This window comes from Rhizobium sp. SVR5-2C, from assembly GCF_056755115.1.
On record NZ_JBNDHT010000091.1, the window covers coordinates 1 to 20,003 of the forward strand.

A 20,003-nucleotide genomic window follows, 5' to 3' on the forward strand; every position below is an offset into this window, starting at 1 on the left:
CGAGGTGGTCGACAATGCGATCGACGAGGCGCTCGCGGGCCATGCCGATATTGTCACTGTCGCGCTCAATCCCGATGGGTCTGTCACCGTGACCGACAACGGCCGCGGCATTCCGACGGATATCCATAGCGGCGAAGGCGTGTCTGCAGCCGAAGTCATAATGACGCAGCTCCATGCCGGCGGTAAGTTCGACCAGAATTCCTACAAGGTTTCCGGCGGTTTGCACGGCGTCGGCGTTTCCGTCGTTAACGCGCTTTCCGTCTGGCTCAAGCTGAAAATCCGCCGCCAGGGCAAGATTCATGAGATGAGCTTCACGCATGGCGTGGCCGACGCGCCGCTGAAGGTGACGGGTGACGCTGGCAACGAGACCGGCACGGAAGTGAGTTTCATGCCGAGCACCGAAACATTCACGATGACGGACTTCGATTACGCTACGCTGGAGCACCGCCTGCGCGAGCTTGCGTTCCTGAATTCCGGTGTCCGCATTTTGCTCACCGACAAGCGCCATTCGGATATCAAGCAGGAAGAGATGCGCTATGACGGCGGCCTCGAGGCCTTCGTTGCCTATCTCGATCGCGCCAAGAAGCCGCTGGTCGACAAGCCCGTTGCAATCCGCGGCGAAAAGGATGGCATCACCGTCGAAGTGGCCATGTGGTGGAACGACAGCTACCACGAAAATGTACTGTGCTTCACCAATAACATTCCGCAGCGCGACGGCGGAACGCATATGGCCGGCTTCCGCGCCGCGCTGACGCGCCAGGTCGTGTCCTATGCCGACAGCTCGGGCATCACCAAGAAAGAGAAAGTCACGTTGCAGGGCGAAGACTGCCGCGAAGGCCTGACGGCAGTGCTGTCCGTCAAAGTGCCTGATCCGAAGTTTTCTTCGCAGACCAAGGATAAGCTGGTTTCCTCTGAAGTCCGGCCGGTTGTCGAAAGCCTTGTCAACGAGGCGCTCAGCACGTGGTTCGAAGAGCATCCGACGGAAGCAAAAGTGCTTGTCGGTAAGGTTGTCGAAGCCGCTGCCGCGCGCGAAGCTGCCCGCAAGGCCCGCGAACTCACGCGCCGCAAGGGCGCCCTCGATATTGCCTCCTTGCCCGGCAAGCTTGCCGATTGCTCCGAACGTGATCCGGCCAAATCGGAAGTCTTCCTGGTCGAGGGCGACTCTGCAGGCGGTTCCGCCAAGCAGGGCCGTTCGCGAGAAAACCAGGCGATCCTGCCGCTTCGCGGCAAGATCCTGAACGTCGAGCGCGCCCGCTTCGACAAGATGCTTTCGAGCCAGGAAATCGGCACGCTGATCACCGCGCTCGGCACGGGCATCGGCAAGGACGAATTCAACGCTGAAAAGCTTCGGTATCACAAGATCATCATCATGACGGATGCCGACGTCGACGGCGCCCACATCCGCACGCTGCTGCTGACCTTCTTCTTCCGTCAGATGCCGGAGCTGATCGAGCGCGGCCATCTCTATATCGCCCAGCCTCCGCTTTATAAGGTCTCGCGTGGAAAGTCCGTTCAATATGTGAAGGACGAAAAAGCGCTGGAAGACTATCTGATTAGCCAGGGACTAGAGGATGCGGCGCTGAAGCTCGGAAGCGGCGAGGTCCGTGCGGGGCAGGACCTCCGGGAAGTCATTGTCGATGCGTTGCGCTTGCGTGCGTTGCTCGACAACTTGCACTCGCGCTACAACCGCGCTGTCGTTGAGCAGGCGGCAATCGCCGGGGCTTTGAACGCCGAAGCGGTGAGCGATCGCGCTCGGGCCGAACAGCTTGCCGGCGAAGTCGCCAAACGTCTGGACATGATCGCCGAGGAAACCGAGCGCGGCTGGGAAGGCGCCCTCACCAGCGAAGGCGGATTGCGGTTGGAGCGCATGGTGCGCGGTGTCAAGGAAATCGTGACGCTCGACATGGCTCTGATCGGTTCGCAGGACGCCCGCCAAATCGATCAGTTGTCGTCGCGTCTGAAGGAGATCTATCATATACCGCCGGCGCTTTCCCGCCGCGACGGCGATGTGGAAATCTCCGGCGCGCGTGCTTTGCTTGATGCCATCTTCGCTAGCGGCCGCAAAGGGCTGACCATGCAGCGCTACAAGGGCCTCGGTGAGATGAACGCTGAGCAGCTCTGGGAGACGACGCTCGATCCGAACGTTCGTTCGCTATTGCAGGTAAAAGTCAGCGATGCGACGGATGCCGATGGTCTTTTCGCCCGCCTGATGGGCGACGAAGTCGAGCCTCGGCGCGAATTCATCCAGGACAACGCGCTGAGCGTGGCGAACCTCGATATTTAATGGAAGTGCTTTGACCAAAAGGCGCGCTCTACGGACGCGCCTTTTGTTTTGCGGTCTCAATTCGCGATGAATTTGCCGTTGAAGGCGACGTCCGAGAGCGGCTTTCGGTGGCTCGGTACTTCGCGTTCCTGATTTTGCTCCGAGAGAACGCTTTTGTCGGCGAGACGACCGAGGGCAATGCCCGCCTCGACGCGATAACCCTCCGGGATCGCAAAGGCCTCTTTGATCTCATCGAGTTTGATTCCGGCCATGCCGTGAGCATAGAAGCCTGAGAAACGTGCCTGCAAGGCAAGATGCCCCCAAGCAGCACCGGCATCGAACGAATGCGTGTAGCTCCGCTTGTTTTCCGAAAAATCGCCGCGAAAGCCGCGCGAGACGACGAAGATCAGCGCGGACGCATGCTTTGCCCACTCCTGATTTGATTCGACGAGCAAACCGAGATGCCTTTCGAAGTGTTCGGTACCTTTGAGCGCGTATATGAAGCGCCAGGGCTGCAGATTGCTGGCGGACGGCGCCCAATGCGCGGCATCCAGGATCGTCAGCAATTGCTCTTCGCTTATGATTTCGCCGGTAAAGGCGCGCGGCGACCAACGATTGAGAAACATGGCGTCAATCGGATATTCGGATTTGCGGCTATTGGCTTCAGTCATCTTGTTTCCGGGTGTTGGGGGCGGGATGTGCCGGATCATATTGCCCGCCGAAGGAACTTTGCAAGCCAACCCATTCCAAAGGGGGCGTTCCGTGAACGGACGCCAGGAACGGGTTATGCTCACGGCTCGCCATCGATGCCTGGCTTTGTGCAGGGAAAATTTTCGAGAGTGCGTACCGCTCAGGCGAAAAGCTGTACTGACAAGTACGGCTAACTGGTCCATAGGTGGCACGTCTATTTTCGGTAAGGAGGATATCTCATGAAGCTGATGCGTGTTGGCGAATCTGGCCGGGAAAAGCCGGCTCTGCTCGATTCCACTGGCAAGATCCGCGCTCTTTCGGCCCATGTCGCTGACATTGGTGGCGAAGCGATTTCGCCGGCCGGTCTTGCGCGGATCGCAGCGCTCGACCCGCAGAGCCTCCCGGAGCTGGCGCCGAGCCGCATCGGCGCCTGCGTTGCAGGCACGGGGAAGTTCATCTGCATCGGCCTCAACTTCTCGGATCATGCCGCCGAAACCGGCGCGACCGTTCCGCCGGAGCCGATCATTTTCATGAAGGCGACCTCCGCGATCGTCGGCCCGAACGACAATGTCATCATCCCGCGCGGTTCGGAAAAGACCGACTGGGAAGTCGAACTCGGCGTCGTCATCGGCAAGACCGCAAAATACGTTACCGAGGCTGAAGCGCTGGACTACGTCGCCGGCTATTGCGTCTCCAATGACGTTTCGGAGCGTGCCTTCCAGACCGAGCGCTCCGGCCAGTGGACGAAGGGCAAGTCCTGTGACACCTTCGGCCCGATCGGTCCGTGGCTCGTCACGAAGGATGAGATCGCCGATCCGCAGAACCTTGGCATGTGGTTGAAGGTCAATGGCCAGACGATGCAGAACGGTTCTTCGAAGACGATGGTTTACGGTGTTGCCTATCTGGTCTCCTATCTCAGCCAGTTCATGTCGCTGCATCCGGGTGATGTGATCTCGACTGGCACACCTCCGGGCGTTGGCATGGGCATGAAGCCGCCACAGTTTCTCAAAGCCGGCGATGTCGTCGAGCTTGGGATCGAAGGTCTCGGTACCCAGAAGCAGACTTTCGTCGCAGACCGCTGACTTCGCCGATCTTTTAACGATTGAAGCGCATCATGATGCCGGGGATTTGATAGCCCCGGCATTTCTTTTTGCGGTGCGGACCCCTATGTTGCTATGCAACAAAAGCCTGTTAATCTGCGTTTAAGTGCCAGCAGAGATGATGGAAAGAAGTGTGTGCCTGCCCCCAAAGGCGCCGTCTTTTCCGATAAAGAAAGGTGGCGCATCCTATGTTTTATCAACTCTATGAATTGAATCATGCCATGGTAGCGCCGTTCCGCGCTGCCGCCGATGTGATGCGGCTCGCCTATACCAACCCGCTCAATCCGTTTTCGCAGACGCCTCTCGGCCGCACATTTGCTGCCAGTTTCGAAATGTTCGAACGCACGACGCGCCGTTACGGCAAGCCGGAGTTCGGGCTGAAGGAAACGGTGATCGGCGACAGCAAGGTCGCAGTTCGTGAAAAGATCGTCTGGTCTCGACCCTTCTGCAACCTTCTCCATTTCGAACGCGACACGCCATCGGGCCACAACGATCCGCGAATACTGATTGTTGCACCCATGTCCGGTCACTATGCCACGCTGCTTCGCGGTACGGTCGAGGCGTTGCTCCCAAGCGCCGATATCTACATCACCGACTGGGTCGATGCCCGCATGGTGCCGATGACGGAAGGCACTTTCGATCTCAACGACTATATCGATTACGTCATCGAGATGCTGCATTTCCTCGGTCCCGATACGCACGTGGTCGCCGTATGCCAGCCCTCGGTCCCGGTTTTGGCGGCTGCCTCTGTCATGGAAGAGGCCAATGATCCATTGTCGCCGTCGTCGATGACGCTGATGGGCGGACCGATCGACACCCGGATCAATCCGACCGCGGTCAACAAGCTCGCGGAAGACAGGCCGCTCGAGTGGTTTGCCGAAAACGTCGTGATGAATGTGCCGTGGCCGCAGCCGGGCTTTATGCGCCCGGTCTATCCGGGCTTCCTCCAGCTATCGGGTTTCATGTCGATGAACCTCGACCGCCACGTGATCGCCCACAAGGAGTTCTTCATGCATCTCGTGAAGAATGACGGTGAGCCTGAGAAGCACCGCGATTTCTACGACGAGTATCTTGCCGTCATGGACCTGACTGCGGAGTTTTACCTGCAGACCGTCGATCAGGTTTTCAAGAAGCACTCGCTGCCAAAGGGCGAACTGGTTCATCGCGGCAAACGCGTCGATCCGGCCGCAATCCGCAATGTGGCGCTTCTGACCGTCGAGGGCGAGAACGACGACATCTCCGGTGTCGGCCAGACACAGGCAGCCCAGACGATCTGCATCAATATCCCCGAGGATATGCGGATGCACTACCTGCAGCCGGATGTCGGCCACTATGGCGTCTTCAACGGATCGCGCTTCCGCCGCGAGATTGCGCCCCGCATCGTCAACTTTGTCCGCGAACACGCTCGGGCCGCGAAACCTGCCGTGAAGCGCGTCATTAAGGGCGGCAGATCGGCCTGAGTTAGCGTCTGCTGATTTAAACTTGGCCATTCAAGGGCTTGTCCGATTTCATAATCGTTCGTCTTGAAGGGCTGCGTAGCGGTAACCACATCGATTTTCAGCGTTCGGTATTCTGCCGGACGCCGAAAGGGAGGATACCGCACGATGAACCAGTCAGCATTGCTCCGCCCGGATTGGACTCCGGCTACCATTGCGTTGATGGTGCTCGGCTTCGTGGTCTTTTGGCCTCTGGGCCTGGCCATGCTTGCCTATATCATCTTCGGCGAACGCCTTCGTGGCTTCAAGCGCGATACGAATAACGCGACTGACAGCTTCTTTTCAGGCTGCCGCCGTTCGCACGGCCGCTACCGCCCGCATTTTTCGACCGGCAACGTCGCCTTTGACGACTGGCGGAAGGCTGAACTCGACCGCCTCGAAGAAGAGCGCCGGAAGCTCGACGAAATGCGTGAGGAATTCGATACCTACATGCGCGAGCTTCGCCGCGCCAAGGACCAGGAAGAATTCGACCGTTTCATGCGCGACCGCAAGAATGCAAAGCGCGATGACAACGGCCCGGTCGCCGAGTTCCAAACACCTTGACGGACTTAATGGACCTCACCTAACCGGCATCCGACGATGCCGGTTTTTCTTTGCCTGAATTTCCCACGAATCGTATAGAAATGCCCTATGTTTCCGCTTCTTTCAAAGCCGCGGCGGTCTGCCGCCAGAAAGCCTGCGCCGCCTGAAACGCGGACGCTTGATGTGGCGGGGCGGCTGATGCCGCTGACGATCAAGCAGCATGATCGCGCAACGCGGATCACGTTGCGGATCGAGCCCGGCGGCAGGGCGCTGAAAATGACAGTTCCGAAAGGGCTTGCGTCACGCGAGGTCAATGCGTTCCTCGATCGTCATCAGGGATGGCTGCTGACGAAGCTCGCAAAATTTTCGGTCGACAGCGCGTTACACGATGGCGGCGAGATCCTCTTCCGCGGCATCAAGCAGCGGATCGAGCACACCGGCAGCCTGCGTGGTCTAACCGAAGCCGTCGTGATCGATGGCCGGCATGTGCTCAAGGTCAGCGGCCTGCCGGAACATCTCGGCCGCCGAATTGCGACGTTTCTGAAGAAGGAGGCGCGCGCCGACCTCGAGCGGCTCGCTAACGTCCACGCGCGTTCGATAGAGGCACCGATCAAGTCGATTTCCATGAAGGATACGCGCAGCCGCTGGGGTTCATGTTCGTCGGAGGGAAATCTGAGTTTTTCCTGGCGCATCGTCATGGCGCCTGCCTCGGTGATCGATTATCTGGCCGCGCATGAGGTGGCGCATCTCAAGGAGATGAATCACGGCCCGCGTTTCTGGGCGCTCTGCGGCAAGCTCTGCCCGCATATGGAAGAGGCGAAATCCTGGCTGAAACGCCACGGCAGTCAGCTTCACGCGATCGATTTCGATTGAGTGCGGGCCGTTCTAAATTAAGCGCCAGTCGCAAATTGGCTCGACTCTTTTGCCTTTTCGTGTCACTCCGCTGCCATGAAACCCGATATCAAAATCTGCGGCCTGAAAAGCGCTGAAGCGATCGACTGTGCGTTGAAGCGCGGCGCGAGCCATATCGGTTTTATCTTCTTCGAGAAAAGCCCTCGCTATATCGAGCCGGACATTGCCGGAAAGCTTGCCGAACCCATACGCGGCAAGGCGAAGATAGTGGCCGTCGCGGTCAATCCGACAAGCGACGAGCTCGATGAGATTGTCGCGCTTCTGAAGCCGGACATGATCCAGCTTCATGGCGACGAGAGCCCCGAACGTGTGTTGACGATAAAGGCTGTTTACGGCCTTCCGGTCATGAAGGCATTCTCCGTTCGCAGCGCCGACGACCTGAAGCGGGTCGAGGCCTATATTGGGATCGCCGACCGGTTTCTGTTCGATGCCAAGCCGCCGAAAGGGTCTGAACTTCCCGGCGGCAATGGCGTTTCCTTCGACTGGAGCCTGCTTGGCTGGCTTGACGACAGCGTGGATTACATGCTTTCCGGTGGATTGAACAAGGACAACATTGCAGAAGCTTTGGCAATTACCAAGGCGCCCGGCATCGACGTGTCGTCTGGTGTGGAAAGTGCGCCCGGCGTGAAGAGCGTTGCCATGATCGATGAGTTTTTCGATGCGGTTGAAACGGCCTGCGAGCCCCAAGCCGCCTCAGGGAGTTGAGTGTGAACCAGACGCCAAAACCAAATTCCTTCCGTTCCGGCCCCGATGAAGACGGCCGTTTCGGCATCTACGGCGGACGTTTCGTTGCCGAAACGCTGATGCCGCTGATCCTCGATCTGCAGGAGGAATGGAACAAGGCCAAGGATGATCCGGAATTCCAGGCCGAATTGAAACATCTCGGCGCTCATTATATCGGCCGGCCGAGTCCGCTTTATTTCGCCGAGCGCCTCACGGCTGAGCTTGGCGGCGCGAAGATCTATTTCAAGCGCGAAGAGCTCAACCACACAGGCTCGCACAAGATCAACAACTGCATCGGCCAGATCCTGCTTGCCAAGCGCATGGGCAAGACGCGCATCATCGCCGAAACCGGTGCCGGTCAGCACGGCGTCGCGTCTGCGACCGTTGCCGCCCGCTTCGGGCTTCCCTGCGTCGTCTACATGGGCGCGACCGACGTCGAGCGTCAGGCGCCCAACGTTTTCCGCATGAAGCTGCTTGGCGCTGAGGTTAAACCCGTCTCGGCAGGCCACGGCACGCTGAAGGACGCCATGAACGAGGCGTTGCGCGACTGGGTCACCAACGTCGACAACACCTATTACCTGATCGGCACGGCTGCCGGCCCGCATCCCTATCCGGAAATGGTCCGGGATTTCCAGGCCGTGATCGGCACCGAAGCCAAACAGCAGATGCTGGAGGCCGAAGGCCGTCTGCCGGATCTCGTCATTGCTGCCGTCGGCGGCGGCTCGAATGCCATCGGCATCTTCCATCCTTTCCTGGATGACGAGAGCGTCAAGATCGTCGGCGTCGAAGCGGGCGGCAAGGGTTTGCAGGGCGACGAGCACTGTGCGTCGATCACCGCCGGCTCGCCGGGCGTTCTCCATGGCAACCGCACCTATCTGCTGCAGGACGGAGACGGCCAGATCAAGGAAGGCCATTCGATTTCCGCTGGCCTCGACTATCCTGGTATCGGCCCCGAGCATTCCTGGCTGAACGATATCGGCCGCGCCGAATATGTGCCGATCATGGACCATGAAGCGCTCGAAGCTTTCCAGACGCTGACGCGTCTCGAAGGCATCATTCCTGCGCTGGAGCCGTCGCATGCACTTGCCGAAGTGATCAAGCGCGCGCCGAAGATGGGCAAGGACGAGATCATCCTGATGAACCTCTCGGGCCGCGGCGACAAGGACATCTTCACCGTCGGCAAGATTCTGGGAATGGGTGCATAAGTCATGACCGCACGTATGGATAAACGCTTTGCCGATCTGAAGGCCGAGGGCCGCCCGGCGCTGGTCACCTATTTCATGGGCGGCGACCCCGACTATGAGACCTCGCTCGGCATCATGAAGGCGCTGCCGGAAGCGGGCTCGGATATCATCGAGCTCGGCATGCCCTTTTCCGATCCGATGGCCGACGGTCCGGCAATCCAGATGGCCGGCCAGCGCGCGCTGAAGGGCGGGCAGACGCTCGCGAAGACGCTGCGGCTGGCAGCCGATTTCCGCAAGACGGATGATGCTACGCCGATCGTCATGATGGGCTACTACAATCCGATCTATGTCTACGGTGTCGAAAGGTTCCTGGACGATGCGCTTGCCGCCGGCATCGACGGTCTGATCGTTGTCGACCTGCCGCCAGAAATGGACGATGAACTCTGCATCCCGGCAATCCGGAAGGGCATCAACTTCATCCGCCTGGCGACGCCAACGACCGACGACAAGCGCCTGCCGACCGTGCTGAAGAACACGTCGGGCTTCGTCTATTACGTTTCGATGACCGGCATTACCGGTTCGGCTCTGCCCGATCCATCGCTGGTCTCCGGCGCGGTGAAGCGCATCAAGCAGCACACTGATCTGCCCGTGTGCGTCGGTTTCGGCGTGAAGACGGCCGACCATGCCAAGGTCATCGGCAGCTCGGCCGACGGCGTTGTCGTTGGTACCGCAATCGTCAACCAGGTGGCGACGAGCCTGACGGCGGACGGAAAGGCGACGGCTGATACTGTTCAGGCCGTGGCCACGCTCGTTCGCGGTCTCTCGTCCGGGACACGTTCGGCACGCCTTGTTGCTGCCGAATAGATTTCCCACATTGGCTGCAGTCAATCAGGAGTTTTCGACTTGAACTGGATCACCAACTACGTTCGCCCACGCATCAATTCCATGCTGGGCCGTCGCGAAGTGCCGGAGAACCTATGGATCAAGTGCCCGGAAACGGGCGAGATGGTCTTCCACAAGGATCTGGAAGAGAACAAGTGGGTCATTCCGGCCTCGGGTTATCACATGAAGATGCCCGCGAAGGCGCGCCTTGCCGACCTGTTCGACAATGGCGAATACGAGTCGCTGCCGCAGCCAAAGGTTCCGCAGGACCCGTTGAAATTCCGCGATTCCAAGAAATATACGGATCGTCTGAAGGACAGCCGCATCAAGACCGAACAGGAAGATACGATCGTCGCCGGCGTCGGCAAGGTTCGTGGCTTGAAGCTCGTTGCCGTCGTGCATGAGTTCAACTTCATGGGCGGCTCGCTCGGCATCGCAGCCGGGGAGGCGATCGTGCGAGCCTTCGAGCGCGCAATTTCCGAGAAGTGCCCGCTGGTGATGTTCCCGGCATCGGGTGGCGCGCGCATGCAGGAAGGTATCCTGTCGCTGATGCAGTTGCCGCGCACGACCGTTGCCGTCGATATGCTGAAGGAAGCAGGCCAGCCCTATATCGTCGTGCTCACCAATCCGACCACGGGCGGCGTCACGGCGTCCTATGCGATGCTGGGCGATCTGCATCTGGCGGAACCGGGCGCCGAAATCTGCTTCGCCGGCAAGCGGGTCATCGAGCAGACGATCCGCGAGAAGCTGCCGGAAGGCTTTCAGACGTCGGAATACCTGCTCGAGCATGGCATGGTCGATATGGTCGTCAAGCGTCATGATATTCCCGAGACGCTCGCGCGCGTGCTGAGTATCCTGACAAAGAAGCCGGCCGCGTCGGTTGCGGTGAACGGTGGCGCGATCGCTTTGGCGGCGAGCGCCTGAGCGAATAACCGGCTTGGACGGGGTGCTGAATGATACCCAGAGGCCAGACTGCAGTGAGTGAAGCGGCACAGGAGATCGACAAGCTCTTGGGATTGCATCCCAAGGGCTTCGACCTTTCGCTTGAGCGCATCACGCGCCTTCTCGAAGTTTTGGGTAATCCCCAAAGCAAAATGCCGCCAATCATCCATGTCGCCGGAACGAATGGTAAGGGCTCGGTTACCGCCTTTTGCCGGGCGCTGCTCGAAGCGGGCGGTTACAGTGTTCACGTTCATACCTCGCCGCATCTGGTCAATTGGCACGAGCGCTATCGGATGGGTGTCGAGGGCGGCTCCGGTCAGCTCGTTGATGATGCCATCTTCGCAGACGCGCTGCGTCGCGTTGCAGAGGCCAATGCAGGGCAGAAGATTACCGTCTTCGAAATCCTGACAGCGGTGACTTTTCTGCTTTTTTCCGAGCACCCGGCCGATGCGGCAGTCATCGAAGTCGGTCTCGGCGGCCGTTTCGACGCGACGAATGTGATTTCCGATCCGGCCGTGTCCGTCATCATGCCAATCTCGCTCGACCATCAGCCCTACCTTGGCGACCGGGTCGAACTGATCGCCGCCGAAAAGGCCGGCATCATGAAACGCGGCCGTCCGGTCGTGATCGGCCAGCAGCCCTACGACGCCGCCCTTGAAGTGCTGATGTCGACGGCAGAAAGGCTACAATGTCCGACTGCCGTTTTCGGCCAGGATTACATGGCGCACGAAGAATATGGTCGCCTGATCTATCAGGATGAGTTCGGGCTCGCTGACCTGCCGCTGCCGCGCCTTCCCGGCCGCCATCAATATGCCAACGCTGCGGCCGCAATCCGCGCCGTCAAGGCAGCCGGGTTCGTCGTCACCGAGGCGATGATGGAAAAGGCGATGAGTTCCGTCGAATGGCCCGGGCGGCTCCAGCGGCTGATGGAAGGCCGTCTGATGGCTCATGCCCCGGCCGGTGCCGAGATATGGGTTGACGGCGGGCACAATCCCGGTGCCGGCGAAGTGATCGCCGAGGCGATGGCGAATTTCGAGGAAAAGCGGCCGCGGCCGCTCTATCTCATTACCGGCATGATCAACACAAAGGATCCGATTGGCTATTTCAAGGCCTTCACAGGACTGGCCGAGAAGGTGTTTTGCGTGCCGATCCGCGGAAGTGACGCGATGATCGATCCGGTGATCCTGTCGAACGCTGCCTATGATGCGGGGCTGGTGGCAGAGCCGGTATCGACGGTCGGCGAAGCTTTGGACGCGATCAAGGCGATCGTTGATCCGCAGGCTGCGCCGCCGAGAATCCTGATTGGCGGCTCCCTTTATCTTGTCGGCGATGTCCTTGCCGACAATGGAACACCACCGAAATGAAAAAAGCCCGGTCGAAACCGGGCTTTTCTTTCAATGTGCAAATCCAATTAGGCGGCGTTCGAAATCCAGCTCGAAAGAGCGGTCTTCGGGGCAGCACCAACCTTGATATCGGCAACTTCACCACCCTTGAAGATGGCAAGCGTCGGGATCGAGCGAACGCCGAACTGAGCTGCCAGTTCCGGGTTTTCGTCGATGTTGAGCTTGGCGACCTTCACCTTACCGGCGAGCTCGGTTGCGATTTCCTCGAGGCTCGGAGCGATCATTTTGCACGGGCCGCACCACTCGGCCCAGAAATCCACGACGACGGGTTCTGCGGATTCCAGGACTTCCGACTGGAAGTTGTTGATATCGACTTTCACGGTAGCCATAGGCTGCTCCTTTAGCGGAATTGCTGTTGAACCACATGTGATGGTGCGGTGCCGAACTTTCAATGTCCGGTATTTCACTTTGTTTTGAGTCCTGCAAGCGCCAATTCGAGCGCGCTCTCGGTCAAAGTATGGACGGTAGCGTTCTCCGTATAGACCAGCATGCAGTCGATACGCTTGCCGGGATAAAGCGGCGCCAGGATTTCGCGGTAGATCGCAAGCTGCGCCTGATGCGCGAAAGGAATATCCTTGGCCGTCGCGGGCGGCATGCGGTTGGTCTTGTAGTCGAGGATAACGACACGGTCGCCGAACACCGCCAGCCGGTCAACACGGCCGGATACGGCATAGTGCCGTCCTTCCAGGGTCAGCGTGCCCATGATCGAGACTTCCGGCTGGGCGTGCGTTGAAAGGACGGGCTGAAGACCATCATCCGCCAATAGTCTCAAAACCGAATCGACCAACTGCTGCCGCTCGCTGTCCGGCCAGAAACGCGCAGCGCGGTTCGCGTAGCGCTCTGCGGCCGCCGGCCGCTCGTGCGGAGCAAGGTCGGGCAGCGTCTGCAGCATGCGATGGACCAGGCGCCCCTTTTCCAGTGACCGGTCAGAGCGGGCCTTTTCTGAAAAAAGCGGCGAGGTGACCAGCAAATCATCCGCTTCCTCATCGATGATCGTTCCGGCACCGGATGGGCTGAGCGGTCGCGGCAGTTGCCTTTGCGGTGGGAGCGGCTTGAGAATGCCGGCGGGTAGATGCTCCTGCCGGTTCTTGTCCTCCAGCTTTACTGACTGCTCGAAGCTTCGGCTCACCTGCGGCACGCGCCATTTCACGCCCGTCCATTCGCCATCGGGACCGTCGAATGTCGCGGGCGTGACATGCGGATGGCTGTCTGCCATCGCCGATGAAATCATCATGTGCCAAGTGTCGTTGTTCGGCCTGATACCACGATACCCGCAGACGATCAGCCGGTCGGCGGCGCGCGTCATCGCCACATAGAGCAGCCGCCGGTATTCCTCTTCCGCCAGCTTTTGAAGTCGCGCCGCATCGGCCTGCGTCATCGAATTGGCAAGATCACCGACCGGAACCCAGACCGGCATCGGAGGAGCTTCCGCGCCTCTTTCGATCAGGCGCAGCTTCGGCATATGTGTATGCGTGAAGGCTTTCGAGCCGCCGTCGACAAGGAAGACGATCGGCGCTTCCAAGCCCTTGGAGGCGTGCACGGTCATGATCCGGACTTCATTGCGGCCCTTGTCCTGTTCGCGCTTCACCTCAGGTGCTTCGAGCTCCAGCGTCGAGATGAAGGATTGCAGGCCGGGCAGACCGGCGCTTTCCTGATCGAGCGTGAACGTCAGGAACTCGTCCAGAATATCGCTGACCTCAGTGCCGAGGCGCGCCAGGAACTGCCGCCGTCCGCCGTGAACGCCTAGAACGCGCGAGTAAAAGTCATGAACGGACAGGTCTCGCGATTGGCCGATGAACAGTTTGAGCCTGTCCGTCGCCGCCGCGTACCGTTCGTTACCGTCTGCCGCAAACTTCTGGAGGTGAGCCCAGACGCTTTCATCGTCGTTTCGCAACCCCGCGAGCGTAAAGACATCATCCTCCGAAAGGTCGAAGAGCGGACTTTTGAGCACGGCTGCCAGCGAAAGATCATCCTGCGGCAAGAGCAGGAAGCGGCCGAGAGCCAGCAGGTCCTGAACGGCGATATGGCTGGTAAGCCTGAGGCGGTCGGCGCCGGCGACCGGAATGTTGTTGCGCCGTTTCAGGGCCCGGGTGAGCGCATTGACGAAACTATCGCGCTTTCGAACGAGGACGAGGATGTCGCCGGCTTCGATCAGGCGCTCCTTGCCCTTCTCGACGATCGTCTCGCGGCCGACAAGCCGCTCGATGGTAAAGGCCATACGCCTGGCAAGGATCGCAGCCGGGGCGCTCTCCGGCGTCGCATCGAACGGCGCCGTCCAGTCCTCGTCCTTTACGGCAACTTCAGGCGCGATCATCTCCCAGAGATCGACGGCGCCCGGATGACCGATCCGGCTGGAGCGGTGGACGACCGGCTCGTCAACGGCGCTGAGGCCGCGAGCGTTTTCCGGCGGCGTAAAGACATGGTCGACGGCGGCGAGAACATCGGACGTGGATCGGAAGGAAAGGGGCAGGCGCACGGATGAAAACGCCTGGCCGCTCGCCGAAACGCGTTTCCGGGTACGGTCACTCTCCTCGGAGAAGCGCTCCGGGCGGGCGCCCTGGAAGGAATAGATCGACTGCTTCTCGTCACCGACGGCAAAGAGCGTGCGCACCACCGGCCGCGCGCTTTCGCCGGAAAAGAAATCTTCCGCCAGCGACTGGATCACGCTCCACTGGATGGGGCTCGTATCCTGCGCCTCGTCAACCAGAATATGATCGATGCCCTGATCAAGCTTATAGTGGATCCAGGGCCCGACGCCGCTTTTCGTCAAGAGATCCGCGGTTCGGGTGATGAGATCTTCGAAGTCCAGTTGGCTGCGCTGTTTCTTCAGATCCTCGTAGTCCCGGTTCAGGCGGTCGGCGAGGATAAGCGCCGCGTGGGTCGCATCGAACATGCGCATGATTTTGACGCGATCGCGGCAGGCAACGACGTGCGCCCGCGCGGCCGCGATGGCATCGGTCAATTCCGGTGCATCGGAAAGCATGGCTTTGACGGTGAATTGCGAATCGGACTTGGGTTCGCCATTGGCCTTCAGGAATATCTTCTCAAGCAGCTCGGCCCGCCTTGCCGGGGTCCGCTCACTGGAGGCCTGGCGCAGCCCATAGGCCACTTCCTGAGCTTTCGAACCGCCTTTCTGGGCGGCTAACGTGATGTAGAGATCAAGCGTCAGACCGAACAGGCCGGGCAGGGGCCAATACTGCGATGCAATCCCGGCTTCGGTGTCACCGGCGGACAGCCCGAGCGCTCTGCGCAAGGCAGCTGCGACACCCCCCTGTTGTTCAGCTTCCGCCATGAACCGGCGGATTGCGTTGCGGTTCGCGACGATCTCGCCGAGCAGCGTCTCCAGCCCGGTCTCATCCCCGAGATTGAGCACATAGGAAAAGGCGTCGGCCAGATTGGGATCCTGCTCCGGCGTGGTGGCGGTCAGCAGCGAGCGCCGGGCATCGGCAAGCAATGTCGCCGCGGCGCGATCGTCGAGAACCGAAAAATGTCCGGCGACATTTGCCTCCAGCGGAAACTGGTGCAGCAAGGCTTCGCAGAAGGCGTGGATCGTCTGGATTTTCAGCCCGCCCGGCGTCTCCAGCGCCTTGGCGAAAAGTCGTCGCGCTTCGGCAAGCTTGAGCTCGCCCGGCGTTGCGCCTTCGATCTGCGCTATCCGGCTTCTCAGTTCCTCGTCCGGCAGCACCGCCCATTCGGCCAAGCGCTGGAAGACGCGGTTCGACATTTCGGAGGCCGCCGCCTTCGTATAAGTCAGGCAGAGGATGGCAGAGGGCCGCGCGCCGGAAAGCAGAAGCCGGATAACGCGCTGCGTCAGCACATGCGTCTTGCCGGAACCGGCATTGGCCGAAACCCAGGCCGACCGCGAAGGATCGGAAGCAATCGACTGCTGGATCGTCGTCCAACTGATCCAGGCGCGCGGATCGTCATCTTCAGGAAGTGCGGTCGGATCATTCATCGCCGCCTCCTTCGTCACTCTCGGCCGTCGACCATTCGGACACGCGCGCGAGGTGATCGTAGTCGCCGCCGAAATCGAACTGCTGCGCCGGGATCAGCCGCGACGTGAAGCCGCGCTCGCCCGATTGCAGCAGGGAGACGAATTTGACGAGCTGATCGATCGATTCATTCGCAAGGTCGAGGGCCGACTTTGCCTTGTCGCTGCGCGCAGAGGTCTCGTTGTTGACCACATCGGCACGGAATCGGCTGCCGGGCCGAAGGCGCACATAGATGAGATCCTGCGGCACCAGGCTTCCGGCGTCACGAAACGCACCGGCGCTCAGAGCTGCCGCTTCGAGCGCCAGCTGCGGATCAAGAAGCGCCCGCGCCTGCGCGGGTGATGGATTGGAGCCGGTCTTGTAGTCGATGATGTCGGCAGCGTTAGGCCCGGTAACATCGATGCGGTCGGCAACACCGGTCAGCCGGATATTGATGCGCTCGAGCTCCACGCCGCCGCGGACCTCCGTATAGGTCTTGCGGATTGCCGGCCCGCGCTCGGCTTCCCATTCGAGGAACGCCCGGCCGACCTCGCGGAAACGCGGACGCCACACCGCATCAATGTGCGGCGGCAGATGCCCCATGTCGAAGAGTTCCGTCAGAATCCTCTCCATCGCCTCTGCGGCTTCCGATGTACCGGCAATATGGCCCTCGCGGACAAAGCGGTCGATGATCGTGTGATAGAGCGTCCCGCGTTCCGCAGCACCCGGATCGCGATTGAAGGGATCGACTGCGTCGAGCCGCAGGATGCGCCGAGCGTAAATTGAATAGGGATCGCGCCGCAGGCGGCCGACTTCGCTGAAGGAGTAGGATTTCGGCTGCAATTCCAGAGGCGGGGTGGGCGAGGGCCGTTGCGCCGGTGCCTGGCTCCTGCTTTCGTCGAGCAGGTTCACCCAATGGACGAAACGGTCGCCACGCGCCTTCAATTCCCGCTCGAAAACCTCGCCGCCGAGCGCCAGCAGCCGCTGCAGCCAGCGCGAAGCGACGGTCGGCGTCGAGCCTTGCCGCAACGCGCGCGAATAGATCAGGTGCTGCGTGCCGTTCGCCATCTCGAAGTCGTGCGCGAGCTGACCGATGCGCCGCTCCGGCGGCTCAAGGCCGATTTCCATCTTCATCATTCGTGAGACGAAAGGATTGTTGGCGGTCTGACCCGGCCAGGAGCCTTCATTGAGGCCACCCAGGATCAGCGTATCGACGCTTTGCAGACGCGCTTCGAGTGTGCCGAAGATGAAGACGCGCGGGTGACTGAGGGCGCGTGGTTTGACTGCCTGCCCGGCCGAAAGCGCCGCGACGATATCGATCCATTGCGGCCCATCTGCTTCGATCTGGCCATCCGTCTCGATCACTTCGCCAAGCAGGCTTGCGAGCGAAGCGCCCGCTTCGCCGCTCCACAGGCTGGCAAGATTGCCCCGCTGATCGACCGCGACGGCTTCAAGGGCGCGCCCGGTCCGCTCAGCCCAGTCTGAAAGCGTGAAACTGGCGGTCAATCCTCGGCCACCCGGCCCATGCCGGACAAGCGCCGATGCCAAGGGTTCGGTGGCCGTCGCCACGCGCCGGGCAAGATCGCGTGCTTGCTCCGCCGCCTCCGGCGGAAGCGATTTCCGCCAGTTTGGCGCATGCCTGTCTCGGGTCTGCTCGGAAAGCTGGTGTTCGAGCAGGGGCTCCAGAGCGCTGATGTCAACCTCGGCAACGCCGCCGCGCAAAGCCAGCAGTTCCAGCGCCTCAACGGCTTGCAGGAGCGCGCTCCGCTCAAGGCCAAAGCGAGCGAGGGGGTGTTTGAGCAATGCAACGATAGTGACCGGATCGCCAGGCCGGAGCGTTGCCTCGAGAAGCAATTGCAGAAGCGTTCCCTGCTGCATGGCAGCAAGCGGCGTGCCAGCCGAGTCGTCAGCCAGAATGTCGAAGCGCGAGAGCTCGGACATCACGCGCCGGGCGAGGTTGCGGTCGGGCGTGATAAGCGCTGCCTGGCTTTCACCGTTCCGCCCCGGTTGCTCGAGCGCCAGCCGGAGCGCAATGGCGATCGCGGTTGCCTCCTCCCGCTCGTTTGCGGCTTCGATCAGCGCAACGTTGGAGAAGGCCGATGCCAATGCTTCATCCGGTAGGTTGCTCGCCCAGTCGCCCCAGCCGCTTGTGGCTTCTGCCGGCGCAAGGGCATGCGATAGAATTTCTGCGCGGCGTCTGAGATCCGCCGGCGCCTCTTCAATCGCCGCGACGTCGCTGCGCGTGAGCGTCAGGCGCTTGAGGAGAGAGGAGAGGCCGTATTGCGGATGGCTGCGGCTTGCCGGGTTTTCGCGCTGGCCGGAGGCCGTCTCCGGCGCCACCAGTCGCCAATGCGCCTCCGGCATGGAAAGGTCGAGACCCGGCAGCACGATCACACCTTCGGGCAGATTGGCGACAGCAGCAATGAGGTCTGCGGTCGCGGGCATCGAGCCTGTGGATCCGGCAATGATGATCGGCCCAGCAGGTGTGGCCATTGCAAGCCGGTTCGCCTCCGCGCGCAGGATCGCATTGCGATGCCGCGCCAGTGACGATTTACCGAGTTCGGCAAGCCGATCGGGCCAGAACGTGCCGGCAATCTGCAGGAATTCCGCAGTCAGCTGCCACCAGAGAGCATGATCCTCGACATCGAGCTTCGAGAGCTCGGACCATTCGCGATCCTCGGTCTCAATGGAGTCGATCAGTTCGGCAACGTTGCGGGCAAGCCAGATCGCATCCGCCGGGCTTGCCGGCGCCACCAACGGCGAGTCGGAGTGGATATGCCGCACGATCTCCGGCAGCTTGTTGCGCCAGGCGAGGATGAGGCGGGCAAGCTCCAGCAGGCGCGCCGTGTTCGAAAGCGGCTGAGCGAGGTCAAGGGTTGCAGGCAATGCCTCGTCAAAGTAGCCGCTGTCGTCATCCGTCTCGCCGAGCGGGCGGATGACCGGCAGGATCGCCGAACGGCCGCCGAGAAGATCGACGAACTCCGAACGCAGCACGCGGGCGGCGCGTCGCGTCGGCAGGTAGATCGTCACCCGCGAAAGCGAAAGCGGATCATTCGGGTCGTGCCGGAAAAGCGGCGTGAGCCGTCCGTCGCAGAGTGTCGCAGCCAGCGTTTTCAGGAAGGGCACCCCGGCCGGTATCGTGAATATGCGTGGCTGATGGCGCTCGCTCATGCCTCACGCAAACGTCCGGAATCGCCGGATCGTCTCCTCCGCTTCGTCGATCGCCTCAGGTGTTCCGACTGTCAGCCAATGGCCTTCAAGCATCGTACCCGACAGGCGCCCGCGCTCAATTGCCTTATCGAAGTAGATGTTGAGGTTGAATGCATCATCGGTGGGCGCATCGCCCAGAAACGATGTGTCCATGGCGATCGACCCGGCATAGACGACCGGGTTGGAATCGCCTTCGCGGTAGCGCGCGAGCTTGCCTTCCGGGGAAAGGCTGAAGTCGTTCTTGCCGTTGTGGCCAGTGGTATCCGCGAGCTTGACGCAGAGCATTGCCATATCCATGCGATCCGCGTCGTAGAATCCGGCTAAGCGTCGAAGATTGCTCGGCCGGTCGGAACGCTCCCCGATCCAGAAGAGATCGGCATTGGTAACGAAAACCGGGCCGCGATCGAGCAGCTTCAAGCCTTTTGCTAGGCCGCCGCCGCTGTTCATCAACCGGTCGCGTTCGTCGGAAATGATGATCTCGAGCGCGTTATAAGCCTTCAGATGCGCGACCATCTGGTCGGCGAAATGGTGGACGTTGACGACTGCTTTCTCGACGCCCGCTTCCGCAAGCGAGTCGAGTACGTAGTCGATCATCGGCTTGCCGGCGACCCTCACCAGCGGCTTGGGCATCGTATTGGTGATCGGGCGCATGCGAGTGCCGAGGCCGGCCGCCAGCACCATGGCTTGTTTGATGGTCATCTGATC

General features: G+C 60.8%; 15 protein-coding genes. 10 read left to right on the forward strand and 5 right to left on the reverse strand.

Annotated elements, in window-relative coordinates:
* A partial coding sequence (gene gyrB, locus ACPYOI_RS23150; protein WP_481423408.1) for a DNA topoisomerase (ATP-hydrolyzing) subunit B occupies positions 1–2,284 on the forward strand: 2,284 nt, incomplete at its 5' end.
* A 56-nt stretch (positions 2,285–2,340) separates the two neighbouring features.
* Here the strand turns inward: gyrB and ACPYOI_RS23155 are convergent.
* Positions 2,341–2,934, reverse strand: a complete 594-nt coding sequence (locus tag ACPYOI_RS23155; protein ID WP_168831876.1) for a nitroreductase family protein — start codon at positions 2,932–2,934, stop codon at positions 2,341–2,343.
* Positions 2,935–3,192: 258 nt separating this feature from the next.
* Between ACPYOI_RS23155 and ACPYOI_RS23160 the strand changes: the two genes are divergently transcribed.
* The 9 genes from ACPYOI_RS23160 (at position 3,193) to ACPYOI_RS23200 (ending at position 12,078) form a co-directional block, all read left to right on the forward strand.
* Positions 3,193–4,035 (forward strand): fumarylacetoacetate hydrolase family protein, encoded by an 843-nt coding sequence (locus ACPYOI_RS23160; protein ID WP_481417669.1) that lies wholly within the window; start codon positions 3,193–3,195, stop codon positions 4,033–4,035.
* Between the two features lie 206 nt (positions 4,036–4,241).
* On the forward strand, positions 4,242–5,513 hold the full coding sequence (locus ACPYOI_RS23165) for a polyhydroxyalkanoate depolymerase (RefSeq protein WP_481417670.1): 1,272 nt from the start codon (positions 4,242–4,244) through the stop codon (positions 5,511–5,513).
* A 144-nt stretch (positions 5,514–5,657) separates the two neighbouring features.
* Positions 5,658–6,092 (forward strand): DUF2852 domain-containing protein, encoded by a 435-nt coding sequence (locus tag ACPYOI_RS23170; RefSeq protein ID WP_481417671.1) that lies wholly within the window; start codon positions 5,658–5,660, stop codon positions 6,090–6,092.
* 87 nt (positions 6,093–6,179) lie between these two features.
* On the forward strand, positions 6,180–6,944 hold the full coding sequence (locus ACPYOI_RS23175) for a M48 family metallopeptidase (protein ID WP_481417672.1): 765 nt from the start codon (positions 6,180–6,182) through the stop codon (positions 6,942–6,944).
* A 75-nt stretch (positions 6,945–7,019) separates the two neighbouring features.
* Positions 7,020–7,688: a phosphoribosylanthranilate isomerase gene (locus ACPYOI_RS23180; protein WP_481417673.1), complete on the forward strand. Its 669-nt coding sequence runs from the start codon at positions 7,020–7,022 to the stop codon at positions 7,686–7,688.
* A 2-nt stretch (positions 7,689–7,690) separates the two neighbouring features.
* Positions 7,691–8,911: a tryptophan synthase subunit beta gene (gene trpB / locus ACPYOI_RS23185; RefSeq protein WP_481417674.1), complete on the forward strand. Its 1,221-nt coding sequence runs from the start codon at positions 7,691–7,693 to the stop codon at positions 8,909–8,911.
* Positions 8,912–8,914: 3 nt separating this feature from the next.
* Positions 8,915–9,754 (forward strand): tryptophan synthase subunit alpha, encoded by an 840-nt coding sequence (trpA, locus tag ACPYOI_RS23190; protein WP_168831883.1) that lies wholly within the window; start codon positions 8,915–8,917, stop codon positions 9,752–9,754.
* A gap of 39 nt (positions 9,755–9,793) precedes the next feature.
* Positions 9,794–10,696 (forward strand): acetyl-CoA carboxylase, carboxyltransferase subunit beta, encoded by a 903-nt coding sequence (gene accD / locus ACPYOI_RS23195; protein ID WP_168831884.1) that lies wholly within the window; start codon positions 9,794–9,796, stop codon positions 10,694–10,696.
* 29 nt (positions 10,697–10,725) lie between these two features.
* The gene (locus tag ACPYOI_RS23200) at positions 10,726–12,078 is read left to right on the forward strand and encodes a bifunctional folylpolyglutamate synthase/dihydrofolate synthase (RefSeq protein ID WP_481417675.1); all 1,353 of its coding nucleotides are present in this window, start codon (positions 10,726–10,728) and stop codon (positions 12,076–12,078) included.
* A 47-nt stretch (positions 12,079–12,125) separates the two neighbouring features.
* Here ACPYOI_RS23200 and trxA read toward each other — a convergent pair whose 3' ends face one another.
* The 4 genes from trxA to ACPYOI_RS23220 form a co-directional block, all read right to left on the reverse strand.
* Complete coding sequence (trxA, locus tag ACPYOI_RS23205; protein WP_168831886.1) at positions 12,126–12,446, reverse strand: thioredoxin; 321 nt, start codon at positions 12,444–12,446, stop codon at positions 12,126–12,128.
* Between the two features lie 74 nt (positions 12,447–12,520).
* A complete protein-coding gene (gene addA, locus ACPYOI_RS23210) occupies positions 12,521–16,072 on the reverse strand; it encodes a double-strand break repair helicase AddA (RefSeq protein ID WP_481417676.1) in 3,552 nt (1,183 codons plus the stop codon).
* A complete protein-coding gene (gene addB, locus ACPYOI_RS23215) occupies positions 16,065–19,259 on the reverse strand; it encodes a double-strand break repair protein AddB (protein ID WP_481417677.1) in 3,195 nt (1,064 codons plus the stop codon). The genes addA and addB overlap by 8 nt, the downstream gene beginning before the upstream one ends.
* 3 nt (positions 19,260–19,262) lie before the next feature.
* Positions 19,263–19,997, reverse strand: coding sequence for a nucleotidyltransferase family protein (locus tag ACPYOI_RS23220; protein ID WP_481417678.1), 735 nt, complete (start codon positions 19,995–19,997; stop codon positions 19,263–19,265).
* Positions 19,998–20,003 lie beyond the last annotated feature (6 nt).